The following is a 15,408-nucleotide window of genomic DNA, read 5'->3' on the forward strand; positions in this document are numbered from 1 at the left end:
CAACAGGGATTTTGGGTAATGAGCGATACTTTCCAAACATCCTCTTAGGGGAGGAAGATATTTGTTGGCGTTGCACAATCAAGGGATGATTTTAATATATACGAAGAAATTTTTCCTTGATTTATCAATAGTTTCAGCTTATGCAAATTTGATTATCATCCCGCAACGATGCAATGCCGATTTTTTCACTTCACACGCGAGAAAATACATAGATAAAAAGCTGCATTCTAATTATGCACCATAGGTTCTTACATGAGCAAAATTTCCGGCAAAAAGACACAAAGCTTTAAATAACTTTGCAATTAAAAGAAAAAACACACGTTTCCGCCATTATCTTGCACACCTACATAAAAAACATTATGCTATTCTAAATCCGTGGATATGCTTAAGTACTCTATTCGGTTGTTACTTCATGATTTGAAGTATTGATAAATACCCGTATTTTGCTAATTTATCCCGCAAATATGCAATGTCTGTGGCTCTAGTAATCATTGTCTGGATTGCATGGAAGTGATCTAATCCTCAAATGTCATCATAACTTTGTAACACTCAAATACAGACCAGCCACTTTCCACGAAATCACAACATTTTGGGTTTGGGCATTCTTTCGGTTGACTGGCGACATGAATCACCTGGTCTAACTGTTGCACAGTTTTACTCCAACTATAATTTCGGCATAAATGCAAATCCCCCTAATCAATTTTTTCTCCGCCTACATTAGTGAAACAAACACTATGGATTATTTGCCACTAACTGGCGAAGAAGCCTGACTATCATCATTATTACTAGTATTATCGTTATTAACTTGTGTTTCTTTCCCCGGAGTTTCTTTCACCCTGCGGATGGGTAAATTAGCAATTAATGCGGTTGTCCTTTGATTGCTTTCTAGGGAAAATTCCAAACCATCATTTTCCACTTCTACATAACGGCAAACAATTTCCAAGATTTCTTGCCGCATTTTTTCCATCATCTGGGGGCTTAAGTCAGCGCGGTCGTGGGATATTACTAATTGTAAACGGCGTTTGACTTCAGAACGACTATTGTCAGCACCGCGAGAAAAAAGTTTTTCTAGAAGTTCAAGAATCATTGCTAGGGATGTGCATAAGAGGAATTGAGGAAATTAAACTATTTTGGTCCACAACAGCTTTCGCAGACGGGAAAAAATATTTGCTGGGGGTGCATCTAAATCGATAAAGTCCACAGCTTCCCCTTCTAGCCTGCGGGCAATATGCTCGAAAGCTATAGCAGCTAAAGAGGAGTTTTCCTTTTCCGCTAATACTAAAGGTTCGCCGCGATTAGTAGAAACAATTACATTCTCGTCATCAGGAATTACCCCGATTAGAGGAATGGCAAGTAATTCCTGAACGTCTTCTACGGACATCATATCATTTGCCTGTACCATGGTGGGTCTGATTCGATTAATGATTAAGTGAGTACGCCTAATCCCCTGCGCTTCCAGTAACCCAACCACACGATCAGCATCCCGTACCGCAGAAATTTCTGGGGTGGTGACAACTAGAGCCTCCTTCGCAGGAGCGATCGCATTTTTAAATCCGTTTTCAATGCCCGCAGGACTATCAAGAATTACATATTGATACTTCTGTGCCAGTGCATTTACTAGTAATTTCATCTGATCAGGAGTAACAGCATCTTTGTTACGATTCTGAGCAGCAGGTAACAATACTAAATTTGGTTGTCGTTTATCTTTGACTAGGGCTTGTTCTAAACGACACTCACGGGCTAAAACTTCCACCGCAGTATAGACAATACGGTTTTCTAGTCCCAGGAGCAAATCCAAATTTCTCAGACCAAAATCCGCGTCTATCAAGGCAACTTGACGACCGATTTTGGCTAAAGCCATGCCTAAATTAGCGGAAACTGTGGTTTTACCCACCCCTCCTTTACCGGAGGTAATAACAACAATGCGAGTCATGATCGAAACGCGCTCTCAATAGGGATGAGGATAATAGGATATGAAACAGTGGATGGAAATATGAATTATAAAGTATGAGCGCCGTTCTGTTAAACTTACCTAAATCTACTCATTGGCAGAAAAGACGTTAACTTCCTGCTTCACCGTAGCAACGTCGGCGTTATCTACTCCACAGGCTATCACGGTGGAACTCACCGCCTGACTCAAATTAATACTGGCATTTAAATCTTTGTCTATTTGCAAACCGCAGTTTTCACCCTTACGGGTATCTCCTCCGGAGAGGCTGCGCCAACGCCAGTCGCTCCAAGTCGAGGAAACCGCCCAACGCGCTGACTCACAATTAAAAACTCGTTCTCCTAAAGACAAAGACTCTTTTTTCACCCTACACTTATAAATTATTCAATCTTCATCCGGTAAATTCAGGTTGGTGAGTTGGGGTCTGGAAAAATCATTAGTTTTAGCAATACGGATGCCTTCCGGTGCGATGTAAGCCACCTCCGGGTAAAACTGGGTAAGTGATTTTTCTGGGGCTCTAGCTACAGCGTCGGCAATTCGCAATTGGGTTGGTTCCATTTGCAGTGCCATAATCAGACAGTGACGATTACCCCCAGCACCAGCATGGGCAATTCCACGCAAGCGACCCCAAACTAGAATATCGCCATCTGCCACTAAGTTACCACCTGGATTTACATCTCCCAAAATAATAACGCTTCCTGGATGGCGAATTTCCACTCCAGAACGAACAGTCATTTCTAAGTAAAGGGCATCAGCTAAGGAGGTGGTAGTAGATTGAGGTTGGGAAAGTAGGGAATCTATTTCTACTTGTTCTACAGAATAACCCGCAGTTGCAGCCGCGATCGCAGTTTGACGGCGACTGGTAGATACGGATTTGAGCTGTATTTGATGTTCTCCTAGGATTTCTGCTAATTCTTGGAGATGCCTTACATCTAGTAGGCGGTTCCCAGCTACTAGATGTACTGGAGTCTGGGAAGATTGTAAGCGATCGCCAGCGTTGAGGCGCAGTTTTAGTTGTTGCCAAATTTCTGACAAGCTAACTTCGGCAGTAGGTATTTGGGATTCTCTGGGCAAAATTAATAATAGTTTGCCATCTTCCCTTTTGAATAGGATTTGCAGATTTTTATTAAGATTGACTAAGGGTTGTAAATCTGGGGAATTTAAGTCGAGGATTTGATTTTTCTCATCCCCATTTTTGTTAGGGGATGTTTTATTTGTATCTAGGTTCTCATTTTTGTTTATATTCCCAACAGGTAATTGGGAGGGTGCTTGATGTTGCTGTAGGTCATTATCGACAGTGGTCGCATTTGACCTTAAATATTGCAGAACAGAATTAACCTCTGCATCGGGAAGAATAGAATTATCATCTTTCTCCTCACCCGAAGAGGTAGAGTGGGAATTTATATTAGGGGTGGCAGAATCAGAATTCATGCGTTACCAGCCAAAAGAGAGATACTGAGCAATTAACTATGTTAGATGATTTATAGTTCATTGCGGGGGACGGTTGTTAGTTGTTAGTTGTTAGTTGTTAGTTGGTAGTTGCTAGTTGGTAGTTGAGGGTTGATGGTTAGTTATTTCATCTCCCCACACTTCCCACACTTCTTTCACTCCTTCCCTCTTTCCCTCCTTCACTCCTTCACTCCTTCCAGCTAGCCTCCAAGGTGCTTACTCAATCTTTGATAAACGACAGTTAAGGCATCAGCATTACCAACATTGCCTGGAAATAATACTAATGGTAAATTAGGAAACTGGGGATGGTCTGAGGGAGTACGCACCATAGAACAGCCAGCTAAAATTTGACCAAGTAATCGGGCAAAAGTCAAGTTTAAACCTGTGCTTAAAACATCATTGGAGGTAATACCACCCTTACTAATTAAAAATCCTATGTCAGATGGTAATCCCTGGACAATAGCCATTAATAAACTAGAAACCTGAATCCCAAACGCCAATCGTGTCTCTACGTCCGTAAAAGTTAATTCCTGACGACTGGTATATACCACTGGTGTTTTGCCGTCATTATGTGCCTGATTTACCATCCCTAGGGCTGATTCTAGAAGGGTTGCTGATGCATTACCCCCATCTAACAATTTTGACACCTCGACTTCAATGCCGACAGTTCCTGAAGCTTGCAGTAGTTTTTCTAGTTGTTGAGTAGTCTTTTTGACGTGAGAACCAACAATTACTGCTCCTGGTTTGCCATCCCGCACATACTTTGCCATATTTTCTGCGGCGATCGCTTGAGGTGGTAAGGCTGCTAAAGCAGTTAAAATACTAGCGGCGGAACGAAATAGAAATCGCTTGCCCTGACTGGCTGCGGTGAGAATATCCTGGGCAAATTGGTTTAAATCTGCTTGGGTTTCTCCATCAACGACACCGCAGCGATTACCAGTTAACTGCATTAATCGCTCTTGACTACCAGCACGAATATCTTCAAGTATAAACCTTTCTACTGAGTCTGCGTTAATCTGCCCATTAGTTTTTTCTTCCACATATTTAGGTAAGTAACTGTAATGGTAGCCAAATACGGAATCACGGGCAAATTCAGTTTCATGGACTGGGGTGGGGACACCATCAATTATCAGGTAATGTGTGCTATCGCGGGTGATACGTCCTCCTTCAAAAAAAGCCGGTACTAGAAAATGGGCATCAAATGAACCAAGTTCTTGAGCGATCGCATCGGTTTCTACGGGATAATGTCCTCGTAAGGTAGAGTCAGAGCGACTCACTACTAGAAAATCCTTGATTCCTTCAGCATCTAGTGCCAATTTCAAATTTTGACATACTTCTCTGGTGACTTTGGTCGCTGCATCTGGTGTTAATGCCCTAGTATTAGTGAGAATAAAGAAAATCGGTGCATCATCCCGCAAGCCCAGACGCAAGGTATCCACATCCCAACCCATTAGCAGCAAGCAACTGTGGACTGTTTGGGAGCCAGTAGGGTCATCATCTAAAACTATGATTTTTGGTTTATTGCTCATCTTTCAAGTCAAACTATTTGAGATTCTGGATAGATATAGCACTATCTCACATCTTGCACCTTCTCAATAAGGGTAAGGTGGGCACTGCCCACCCTACTATACATGTGGTAGAAAATCCTTCATACCCTTAACTTCTCCGTAATCATCAGTTTTGTTAAGGTAGTATTCACTATTCTCACCCATGTTCACCTTTTTGAAAGTGAATGCTACTAACAATTACCACAACACACCAACCTGCAACTGACCTGGGTTACTTATTGCATAAGCATCCAGACCGTTGTCAATCTTTTCCTCTATCCTTTGGACAAGCACATATCTTTTATCCAGAGGCTAGTATAAAAAAATGTACGGCTGCATTACTATTAGATGTTGATCCCGTAAAATTAGTGCGCGGAAGGAGTAGTAATTTAATCCAATATGTGAGCGATCGCCCTTACGTTGCTTCTTCATTTTTAAGTGTTGCGATCGCTCAAGTATTTAGTACTGCTTTAAATGGACGCTGCAAGGAATTACCAGAATTAGTCCAAACCCCCATCCCCTTAATCGCCAACCTATCTGTATTACCCTGTCGCGGTGGTGAAGGGTTCCTCAGACAATTATTTGAGCCTTTGGGATACTCTGTCAGCGCCCAAGGTTATATCTTGGATGAAAAATTTCCTGAATGGGGACAAAGCCCATATTACACAGTAGAGTTACAAAATACTGTGACCCTTTCTGACTTACTCAGCCATCTCTACGTACTTATACCAGTATTGGATGATGATAAACATTACTTTGTTGGTGATGACGAAGTAGAGAAACTGTTACGTCACGGTGAGGGTTGGTTAAAGGAACATCCAGCCCAAGAACAAATTATTAAACGTTATCTCAAAAGACAGCCAAAATTGACTCGCATCGCCCTCTTCCAACTAACAGAGGAAGATGAGCCAGATCCCGATGGAGCAGCAGAAAAGCAAGCTGAGGAAGAAGCAGCAGTAGAAAAACCTCTGAGTTTGAATCAGCAACGTTTAGATGCAGTGGTTGCAGCTTTGAAAAATAAAGGTGCTAAGAGAATAGTTGATTTGGGTTGTGGTCAAGGTAATTTGTTAAAGAAACTGGCAAAAGATGGTTATTTTCACAAAATTACTGGTGTTGATGTTTCCTATAGGGCTTTAGAAAGAGCAGATGAAAGATTAGAACGGTTGTCCTCATCTGGCAATGTACAATTGATGCAAGGAGCACTCACCTACAAAGATAAACGCTTGCTGGGATATGATGCAGCCGCAGTCATTGAAGTAATTGAGCATCTTGATTTACCTCGATTATCAGCCTTTGAACGGGTATTATTTGAATTCGCCCAACCCCGAACAGTAGTTCTTACCACCCCCAACATAGAATATAACGTCAAATTTCCCAGCCTTACCCCTGGTAAATTGCGTCATCAAGATCATCGTTTTGAATGGACTAGGGAAGAATTTCAAAATTGGGCAAAGGGAATAGGAGAAAAGTTTAGTTATACCGTGGAATTTCAAGCCGTGGGAGACGAGGATCTAGAAGTAGGGGCTCCAACCCAAATGGGTATATTTTCTCGCAAATAGTGATTTGTTAGTTGACGGTTGACAGTTGACAGTTAGGAGTTAAAAATAATTGCTTCCCTCACTCCCTCACTCTCTCACTCTCTCACTCTCTCATTACCTCACTCCCTCCCTCACTCACTCCCTCACTCTCTCACTCTCTCACTCTCTCATTCCTTCACTCTTCTCTCATCATGGAAGCGATTATTTTCATTGGTATCCAGAGTGCAGGTAAATCCTCATGTTACCGCCAGTATTTTTTAGATACCCATATCCGGATTAACTTAGATATGCTGAAAACCCGTCACCGAGAAAAAATTATTTTCCAAGCTTGTTTAGAGGCTAAGCAGGGTTTCGTTGTGGATAACACAAACCCAACGATAGAAGACAGAAGTCGCTATATTCAACCAGCGAAGGCAAAAGGTTTTCGAGTCCTAGCTTACTACTTTCAATCATCGTTAGCAGAGTGCAAGCAACGGAATAATCAACGTCCTCACAAGCAAGTAGTTCCTATGGTTGGACTTTTAGCAACTCACAAAAAGCTAGTTTTTCCCGATTTAAAAGAAGGTTTTGATGATATTTATATAGTCAAAACAGGTGATAATTATTCATTTAAAATTGAGAGAATTAATCATGAGAGTTAATCATATTTACTACGTATTTTCTATCAATATTTCAAGTCCCTGATCCCATTTTAAATTTTAGATTTTAGATTTTGGATTGTGAAAGAGTTACTACATAAGCTTTGCAAATTTATATCTGTCGCAATCATTTTTTAAACTGGTATAATTTTCAACAAGGAGGCAAGGAAAATGAGTTGAAATATTGTTTATCTATGCACAAAAAAATCTGAGTTTCAAGCCCCTCGATTTATCGATGAGGTAACTGATAACTGATAACTGATAACTGAAATGACATCATTTGATATCAAAATAATTGCCTTCATCTTTATGTTCATAGACCACATTGGGCGATTATTTTTCCCTGACGTAACTATGATGGTGGCTGTAGGGCGTTTAAGCTTTCCTTTATTTGCATGGTTAGCAGCTATGGGAGAAAAACACACTTCAGATATCACAAAATATGTCACTAGATTAATTTTGCTAGGTATTATCTCTCAACCTATATATGAATATATTTATTATTTGATGTTTGACACCAAGCCAAAGCAGTTAAATATTTTATTTACTCTAGCAGCAGGAGTGTTGATGATTCGAGCTTGCAAACCAACAGTTCATGCTTTTGGCAAAATAGCGATCGCAGTTACTATTTTATTCTTTGTCTTTGCCTGTTATTGGAGTAATATTCCTTGCTTGGAAGGAGGAGCATATGGTTTAACAGTGATTTTTTTAATGTCGATTTTCAATTATCAAACTTTCGATATAAACTGGTGGATAGTATATATAGCAATTAACTTATTCTATTGGTATTTTCTTCAATATCCAGTCATCGAATTAATGGGGATATTGGCACCTTTATTCATTATTTTATATAACGAACAGCGAGGCGTTATGACTAGATGGCTATATGCAATTTATCCATTACATTTTGCCGCCCTAGCTTTAATAAAAATGACGTTAAGATAGAAGAATTAAATGGGATGCTCCCGAACTAAAACCCGTCTATGTTGAAATCTGGAGTTTCTGATTATTTGGATGTGTCATTGCGACGTAAGGAAGCAATCCCACATTCATGTTAGGAAACTACGGTTCTCAAGGTAGATAAGAATTAGGCTAACTTTCCAAACAAATAAATTTCTCTCACAAATAAATCTTATTGTTAATTATAAAAAATATACCTGATGAAAGTAACTATTCCTGAATTATCCCTAGTAATTTTAATTGGCGCTTCTGGCTCTGGAAAATCTACTTTTGCTCGCCAACACTTCCAACCTTTTGAAGTCATATCTTCAGATTTTTGCCGGGGTTTGGTATCCAATGATGAAAATAGTCAAGCAGCCTCTAAAGATGCTTTTGAAGTACTACATTTTATCACTGCCAAACGCTTAGAAGCCGGGAAACTCACAGTCATTGATGCCACAAACGTGCAGCCAGAGGATCGTAAAACCTTAGTACAAATTGCTCGTAAATATCATTGCTTCCCCACAGCAATTGTCCTCAACCTCCCAGAACAATTATGCCACGATCGCAATCAACAAAGAAGCGACCGCAATTTTGGTCCCCATGTGGTACGTCGCCATACCCAGAGTTTAAGACGTTCTTTACGAAGTTTGGAGAAGGAGGGTTTTCGTTACGTACATATTCTCAATTCGGTAGCAGAAATTAACGCTGTGGAAATTGAACGCCAACCCCTGTGGAATAACCGTAAGTATGAACATGGTCCTTTTGACATTATCGGCGATATCCACGGCTGTTGTGATGAGTTGGAAGCATTATTGGAAAAATTGGGCTATGTGCAAATCCCCGCAGATGAACGAGAATCGGAAACATCTGATGTTTGGAACTTTCCCACATACCAACACCCCCAAGGACGTAAAGCAGTATTTTTAGGAGATTTAGTAGATCGAGGTCCTCGAATTTTAGATACAGTCAAGTTAGTGCGAAATATGGTCAAAGCTGGCACTGGCATGTGTGTTCCTGGAAACCATGAAAATAAATTACTGCGGAAATTACGGGGTAAAAATATCAGAGTTAGTCATGGTTTAGCCAAAACATTGGCAGAATTGGAAGCATTACCAGCAGATGTCAACCAAGCCTTTATTGAAGAACTGAAGAAGTTTATCGATACCTTAGTCAGCCATTATGTATTGGATGATGGACAATTAGTGGTAGCCCATGCGGGGATGAAACAAGAGTACCAAGGAAGAGGTTCCGGTAAAATTCGTTCCTTTGCTCTCTACGGTGAAACCACGGGGGAAATTGATGAATTTGGCCTACCCATCCGTTACAATTGGGCAGCAGAGTATCGGGGTGATGCGATGGTTGTTTACGGACATACCCCCGTACCAGAAGCGGAATGGCTTAACAATACTATTGATATTGATACAGGTTGTGTATTTGGTGGTCAACTCACAGCACTGCGCTATCCAGAAAGGGAAATTGTCAGTACTTCAGCCCTACATACCTATTGTGAACCAGCCAAGCCCATTGGTGGATTGAATAATTCTGCCCTCACAGCACAACAACAATTAGATGATGTGTTGTACATAGAGGATGTATTGGGTAAACGAATTATCAGTACTCGCCTCAAAAACAATATTACTATCCGCGAAGAAAATGCGATCGCGGCTTTGGAAGTAATGAGTCGTTTTGCTGCAAATCCTAAGTGGTTAATTTATCTCCCTCCTACCATGTCTCCTGTGGAAACTAGCCAAACTTCAGGATATTTGGAACATCCCCAACAAGCTTTTGATTATTATAAGAGCAGGGGAATTACGGAAGTGGTTTGTGAAGAAAAACACATGGGTTCCCGAGCGATGGTAATAATTTGTCGGGATGAATCAGCCGCTAGAGAACGTTTTGGGGTAGTGGATGAAGGTATTGGTATTTGCTATACTCGCACTGGTAGGCGATTTTTTGATCACTCAGAGGTAGAATCACAATTGCTGGCACGGGTGAATGTAGCCCTAAAAGAAAGCGGTTTTTGGTCAGAATTTAATACAGATTGGGTGTGTCTGGATTGTGAACTCATGCCTTGGTCTGTTAAAGCTCAAGGTTTATTAAAAGAGCAATATGCACCTGTGGGGATTGCTTCCCAGGTTGCTCTGACCGATACGATAAATTTGCTACAGCAAGCAAGCGATCGAGGTGTTGATGTGAGAGAACAACTTAGTGCTTACCAAGAAAGGTTAGATATGGCACAGCATTACATCAGTGCTTACCGTCCTTATTGTTGGTCTGTGAATGATATTTCTGACCTGAAACTAGCTCCTTTTCATATCCTAGCTACAGCAGAGGCTGTGCATACAGATAAAGACCACCGTTGGCATATGGAACAAATTGCTAAAGTTGCCCAGTGCGACTCTCAAATATTAATGGCAACTAATTACAAGGTAATAAATTTAACTGATTTAAGTAGTCAAGCTGAGGGTATTCACTGGTGGCAAGAATTGACCAAAGCTGGGGGTGAGGGGATGGTAGTGAAACCAATGGATTTCATTGTCCAGGGTAATAAAGGGATTATTCAACCTGCGGTGAAGTGTCGCGGACAGGAATATCTGCGAATTATCTATGGACCAGAATATTCTAGCCCTAATAATCTCAAACGTTTGCGTCAAAGGGGTTTATCATTGAAGCGTTCCTTGGCGATGCGGGAGTTTGCTTTAGGGGTGGAGGCGTTAGAGCGTTTTGTGGCTCATTCTCCCCTGCGTCGGGTGCATGAGTGTGTATTTGGGATTTTGGCGTTGGAGAGCGAACCTGTAGATCCCAGGTTGTGATGGGGTGATGATAAACCAGTATGGAAATTCAACATTATCGGTAATGTTGGGTTTCCTAAAGTTTCAATCCACACCTACGAAAGATTGCGATCTGATTCTTGCATAATTTCCTCCCTTAATAATTGATGAATTACATTCTTTTCAAATTTCAAACCAGCTAAAATTTATGTGTAAGCTGCAATGTATTGTCTGATGTTATTATGTGGAATTATAGTAACAATTATCGCAGTTTAAATGTTTTCTTCTACCTTAAACCCAAAAAAGGTAGAAACAATACCAAAACCTCCACCGCTATACTAGAAGTAACTGCAATATAAATTTTAGTTACTTACTCTATGAATATCCAAGAACTAGAACATAAAATCCTAGCATTACATCCAACAGAAAAAGCCGCGATTATCCAAAGCCTAACTCAAAGCATTAACATTGGGGCAAAAGGTATCACAAAAACACCGGGTGTTTGTGGTGGAGAAGCCTGCATTACTGGAACTCGGATTGCAATTTGGCTATTAGTTGAAGCACGTCGTCTGGGAATTACTGAAGTCCAACTTTTGCAAGATTATCCTCATATTAGTGCAGCTGATTTAGTTAATGCTTGGATATATGCAGATGCTTATCCAGAAGAAATGGAAACTGCTATCCGTGCTAATGAAGCTGCTTAAATCATGGCGCGTTTATATGCGGATGAAATGTTCCCATGGAAAGTTTGTGAATTGTTACGAACAATGGGACATGATGTTTTAACTGTACAGTCAGCTGGTAATGCAAATTTAGGTATTCCAGATGACGAAGTATTAGCCTTTGCAATCAACGATAATCGAACTGTTATCACATTAAATCGTCAAGATTTTATCAAATTGCATAGAAGCTCACCCGAACATTTAGGTATTATTGTTTGTACAAATGATACTGATAGGTTAAAAATGGCAACTCGAATTAATGAAGCAATTCATCAAGAGGAACCATTAATAGGTAAATTGATTCGTGTTGTACGCCCTACCAGTTGAAAATGACTAGGGCTTGTGTTCAGAAGTTTGTTGTAAGTTATTGGGAACCAATTTTCTGTAACCAGCAACCCTAGCCTGTTGATCAATCTGAGGCACTTGCTGATTCAACAGTATACTTACAAAGTTTATCCTCGTCTACGCAAAATTCACTTAAAAAATCTGGTACTTTTGTGGTTTTTCCCTGCACAATATATTTATTAACCACAATATCATCAGCAAAATAATGCTCACTAGAAGACATATCTGCGGGATAAATATAACCTGGCAAACTAGCTATTGAAAGATTAAAAAATCTGCCAACAGAACATTCAAGCATGCCTCCACACCATACACCTACATTGTTTTCCCTGCAAAGATCGTGAATTTTTTTTGCTTCAGTCAGCCCTCCGACTCTCCCAGGTTTGATATTGATAATTTTACAAGCTCCAATTTTCAATGCTTTACGGGCATCTTCTGCGGAGAGAATACTCTCATCAAGACAAACTGGAGTCTCTATTTGTGCTTGCAACTCGGCATGATCAACAATATCATTCCAGGCGAGAGGCTGCTCTAACATCATTAAGTTATATTCATCAAGATTTTTAAAAAGATTAATGTCATCAAGGGTATAAGCAGAATTGGCATCAACTAGGAGAGGAAGGTGAGGATATTTCTCTCTAATCAACTTAACAGGTTCTAAATCCCATTCCGGCTCAATCTTAATTTTTAATCTGGGTACGTTCTTGTTAACATTAGCGTCAACTTCTTTGAGAAACTGATCTCTATTTTTGATGATTCCTATAGCACCACCAACCTCAACTTCATTTCTATCTCCACCTAATATTTCTCGCAGGGGTTTATCTAGCATCTGGGAGTACAGATCCCAAAAGGCAGTCTCAACCGCTGTTTTAGCAAATGAATAGCCTTTGATATGAGACATTAAGTCACATAAACTAGCCGGATTGTCCACATCTACCCCAATAATACGGGGGAGTATATATTTTTTGAGAACCAAAAACGAAACATCGGCATAGTCTGGTACATAAAATGGAAAAGGTAAAGTTGCTCCCTCTCCATAGCCCACAAAACCAGAAGCAGTTAATTTAGCAATAATACTCCTTTTACTTTTAATCTCTGCAAAACTAGTTGTGTAAGTCTTGATCAGAGGCAACTCAAAAAGGAAGATATCGGCACTCTCTATAATCATTTTATTGATTCCATTGTTGTTATAAAATAATCATATCTTGTACCTTCACCCAACATGCTAATCAACTATTTTTAGTCTGGATAAAAACCTCAATTTATATCGTATTTATACAATGGTGATTGTTCAACCAAATTACTTATATTGCTACAGCCTCTAACGCTTCTGTTGCTTCCGATTCATCCCGAATTTTAAAGTAGTAATAGAGGTTTGCAACGGTTAAATCAGAAGCTTGCTGTAAGTTCTGGGGAACCAATGTTCTGTAACCAGCAACCCTAGCCTGTTGATGTACGTAGGCTTCATAGTCTTGGCGTAGTGCTGGTTTGAACATCAAGCTTAATTGGTCACGTAGGGAAAAGAAATGGGATTTTTCGCTTATACTTTCATATACAAGTTGTTCTGGTGGTGCTGCTAAAGCTGTTGTGGTTTCGTTTGTGTCTGGGATGTCGTCAAATTCTGAAGATTGAAAATCAGCACTATTTAACAATTCAAGTTCTGAAGGAGGAAGAGAACGCATCCAATCAATTTTATTTTGCCATGTCTCCACAACTGCAACATCGTGATTACGAATACGGCTCATTTCTGGGAATAGGAAATCTAGTTCATCTTCTGCATCACAGGAGTCAATTACCATGCAAGCATTTTCACTGATGGTATTTTGAAGTTGGTAAAGTCTGTCACTAACAGCTGACATCTCGTTTTGGGCTTGATAGGTAGCAACAATAGCCTGTTCTATTGCCCAAGCACATTCTAATCTGCGTAGCTGTCCGGGGGCAGAGGTTTCTCCTAACAAGTGGGGATTGGTATAATCTGCTAACGCTGTGAATAACATTTCCCGCGAGCCATCAATTTCTGCATTTCTGCGATGAGGATCTTGCAATTGCATGGCTGAACAAAAGCGGTTTAGTGCTTGGGTAAATAGTCCATAAGCCCGTATTAATACTATGCGATGTTGTTCAAATTTAATATCTTGGGCTACCTGTTCAATTATCTGTCTAATTTCCGCTCCTTGGTCTTTGAGTGCCTGTTTTAGGTCAATAAAGCCATTTTTGACCTCTAAGCGCATTTGCTCGACTTCTTTACGAAGTTTGAGGGTTTGGTGTAAGTTGACAGCACCCAAGGCTACACTAGCTACAGTTCCGACACCAATCAATGCGGTGGTTGCTTGTAAGACTCCCACGCTTGCTTGTAGGGATTGTAAACCAGCTTTTACTAGATCAATTTGGCGATAGGTTTCTTGAAAACCCATATGGTTTTGTACCATACTTGCTCCCTGCATAGCAATTCCCACTCCTGAAGTTGCTTGAAGAACCCCTATACCTTGTTGTACTAGTTGTACTCCCGATTTTACTGCATCAATTCGTTGGTAAGTATCTTGGAAACCTATATGGGTTTGTACCATACCAGCTCCTTTAATCAAAAACTGAAGTGGAGAAATAAATGGTGATAAGGGACTACCATCTAATGTTGCGCCTATCGCATGACTAACAAATTTTCCAGTTACAGAGTCCCTAACCATACCAATGGGGACTCCATTACTAAATACTTGTACATATTTACCAGCTGCAATACCAGCTTGAATAGCAGAGGGAAATGTAAATAACATATTCTTGAGGTTATATAAAGCACTAATGTTTTAAGCCTAGCTATTACGGAAAACAGATAGTAACCGTAATTACTCTATGCATGGATAAATTTTGACTAAAGACTGGGCATACTAAGTACGGGTAACTCTATCAATAATTAGTATTTATGGATACATTACTGGTTAAGAAAGAAGCACTTGATTTGTTGTCACTTATTACTGGGAAAAACCTCAGCCAAAAGGATATAACACCACCAGTGATATTTCTGGCAAGTTTAGTAACGGTGTTGCTGGGTGTAATATTTATCGATGGTAAAGTGGCGGAATCTGAGAAAAAAAGGCTACTTACAACTCTATATAGCTTCAGTATGCCAGAAAGTGATGTGCGTAGATTAACCCATTTGATGATTAAAGGAGTTAAGGAAAATCAGCTTTATGGAAAAAGTAATGATGTCTTAACATTAACGGCTACACTGACAGAATCTCAACGGCTTTTATTAATTGGCTTTGGCTATGAAATGTCTGCTGCTGATGGAGAAATGGATTCCCGCGAGAAACAGTATTTGCAGATATTAGCCAAGGGTTTAGGTATCAAATCCCAGTATTTAGCAGTTTTTGAGGCTGCATTTACTCATCAACAAAATCTCGATTCAACTATTGTAGAAGAAGTCCGCTTTTTGCTCGATCCTGTGCGCTTTCAGGAATTGGATGCTGTATTTGTCAAAGCGGCGCGGGATATGTTGACAATCTTACCAGCT

Annotated in this window: 15 protein-coding genes and 1 pseudogene; 8 read left to right on the forward strand and 8 right to left on the reverse strand. The window is 40.2% G+C overall.

The window, feature by feature from the left end; genetic code table 11:
- Positions 1 to 301: 301 nt before the first annotated feature.
- Positions 302 to 429: pseudogene (locus CALSC_RS02970) on the forward strand (IS1 family transposase); the annotation flags it as partial.
- A gap of 86 nt (positions 430 to 515) precedes the next feature.
- Here CALSC_RS02970 and CALSC_RS27770 read toward each other — a convergent pair.
- The 6 genes from CALSC_RS27770 to CALSC_RS02995 form a co-directional block, all read right to left on the reverse strand.
- Positions 516 to 650 (reverse strand): hypothetical protein, encoded by a 135-nt coding sequence (locus CALSC_RS27770; RefSeq protein WP_268807176.1) that lies wholly within the window; start codon positions 648 to 650, stop codon positions 516 to 518.
- An 89-nt stretch (positions 651 to 739) separates the two neighbouring features.
- Positions 740 to 1,087, reverse strand: a complete 348-nt coding sequence (minE, locus tag CALSC_RS02975; RefSeq protein ID WP_088239938.1) for a cell division topological specificity factor MinE — start codon at positions 1,085 to 1,087, stop codon at positions 740 to 742.
- A 33-nt stretch (positions 1,088 to 1,120) separates the two neighbouring features.
- Positions 1,121 to 1,933, reverse strand: a complete 813-nt coding sequence (gene minD / locus CALSC_RS02980; RefSeq protein ID WP_088239939.1) for a septum site-determining protein MinD — start codon at positions 1,931 to 1,933, stop codon at positions 1,121 to 1,123.
- Between the two features lie 105 nt (positions 1,934 to 2,038).
- A complete protein-coding gene (locus CALSC_RS02985) occupies positions 2,039 to 2,314 on the reverse strand; it encodes a hypothetical protein (RefSeq protein ID WP_200817540.1) in 276 nt (91 codons plus the stop codon).
- An 18-nt stretch (positions 2,315 to 2,332) separates the two neighbouring features.
- A complete protein-coding gene (minC, locus tag CALSC_RS02990; RefSeq protein WP_088239940.1) occupies positions 2,333 to 3,379 on the reverse strand; it encodes a septum site-determining protein MinC in 1,047 nt (348 codons plus the stop codon).
- Between the two features lie 218 nt (positions 3,380 to 3,597).
- Positions 3,598 to 4,926, reverse strand: a complete 1,329-nt coding sequence (locus CALSC_RS02995) for a four-carbon acid sugar kinase family protein (protein WP_088239941.1) — start codon at positions 4,924 to 4,926, stop codon at positions 3,598 to 3,600.
- A gap of 203 nt (positions 4,927 to 5,129) precedes the next feature.
- Between CALSC_RS02995 and CALSC_RS03000 the strand changes: the two genes are divergently transcribed.
- From CALSC_RS03000 to CALSC_RS03025, 6 genes are all read left to right on the forward strand, one after another.
- Positions 5,130 to 6,503: a 3' terminal RNA ribose 2'-O-methyltransferase Hen1 gene (locus CALSC_RS03000; protein ID WP_088239942.1), complete on the forward strand. Its 1,374-nt coding sequence runs from the start codon at positions 5,130 to 5,132 to the stop codon at positions 6,501 to 6,503.
- A 170-nt stretch (positions 6,504 to 6,673) separates the two neighbouring features.
- Positions 6,674 to 7,123 carry an ATP-binding protein gene (locus tag CALSC_RS03005; protein ID WP_088239943.1) on the forward strand — a complete coding sequence of 150 codons (450 nt, stop codon included), beginning with the start codon at positions 6,674 to 6,676 and terminating at the stop codon, positions 7,121 to 7,123.
- Positions 7,124 to 7,390: 267 nt separating this feature from the next.
- On the forward strand, positions 7,391 to 8,065 hold the full coding sequence (locus CALSC_RS03010) for a TraX family protein (protein ID WP_088239944.1): 675 nt from the start codon (positions 7,391 to 7,393) through the stop codon (positions 8,063 to 8,065).
- Between the two features lie 215 nt (positions 8,066 to 8,280).
- Positions 8,281 to 10,875 carry a polynucleotide kinase-phosphatase gene (locus CALSC_RS03015; protein ID WP_088239945.1) on the forward strand — a complete coding sequence of 865 codons (2,595 nt, stop codon included), beginning with the start codon at positions 8,281 to 8,283 and terminating at the stop codon, positions 10,873 to 10,875.
- A 335-nt stretch (positions 10,876 to 11,210) separates the two neighbouring features.
- A complete protein-coding gene (locus CALSC_RS03020; RefSeq protein WP_088239946.1) occupies positions 11,211 to 11,537 on the forward strand; it encodes a DUF433 domain-containing protein in 327 nt (108 codons plus the stop codon).
- A gap of 3 nt (positions 11,538 to 11,540) precedes the next feature.
- Positions 11,541 to 11,882 (forward strand): DUF5615 family PIN-like protein, encoded by a 342-nt coding sequence (locus CALSC_RS03025; RefSeq protein WP_088239947.1) that lies wholly within the window; start codon positions 11,541 to 11,543, stop codon positions 11,880 to 11,882.
- A gap of 82 nt (positions 11,883 to 11,964) precedes the next feature.
- On the opposite strand, the gene menC is transcribed toward CALSC_RS03025, so the two are convergent.
- Both menC and CALSC_RS27245 read right to left on the reverse strand, forming a co-directional pair.
- A complete protein-coding gene (gene menC / locus CALSC_RS03030) occupies positions 11,965 to 13,068 on the reverse strand; it encodes an o-succinylbenzoate synthase (protein ID WP_088239948.1) in 1,104 nt (367 codons plus the stop codon).
- Between the two features lie 136 nt (positions 13,069 to 13,204).
- Positions 13,205 to 14,671 carry a hypothetical protein gene (locus CALSC_RS27245; RefSeq protein WP_235006661.1) on the reverse strand — a complete coding sequence of 489 codons (1,467 nt, stop codon included), beginning with the start codon at positions 14,669 to 14,671 and terminating at the stop codon, positions 13,205 to 13,207.
- 146 nt (positions 14,672 to 14,817) lie between these two features.
- Between CALSC_RS27245 and CALSC_RS03040 the strand changes: the two genes are divergently transcribed.
- Positions 14,818 to 15,408: TerB family tellurite resistance protein (locus CALSC_RS03040; RefSeq protein WP_200817541.1), on the forward strand; the 591-nt coding region annotated here is incomplete at its 3' end.

It is taken from the genome of Calothrix rhizosoleniae SC01 (assembly GCF_900185595.1).
Lineage (GTDB): Bacteria > Cyanobacteriota > Cyanobacteriia > Cyanobacteriales > Nostocaceae > Calothrix_A > Calothrix_A rhizosoleniae.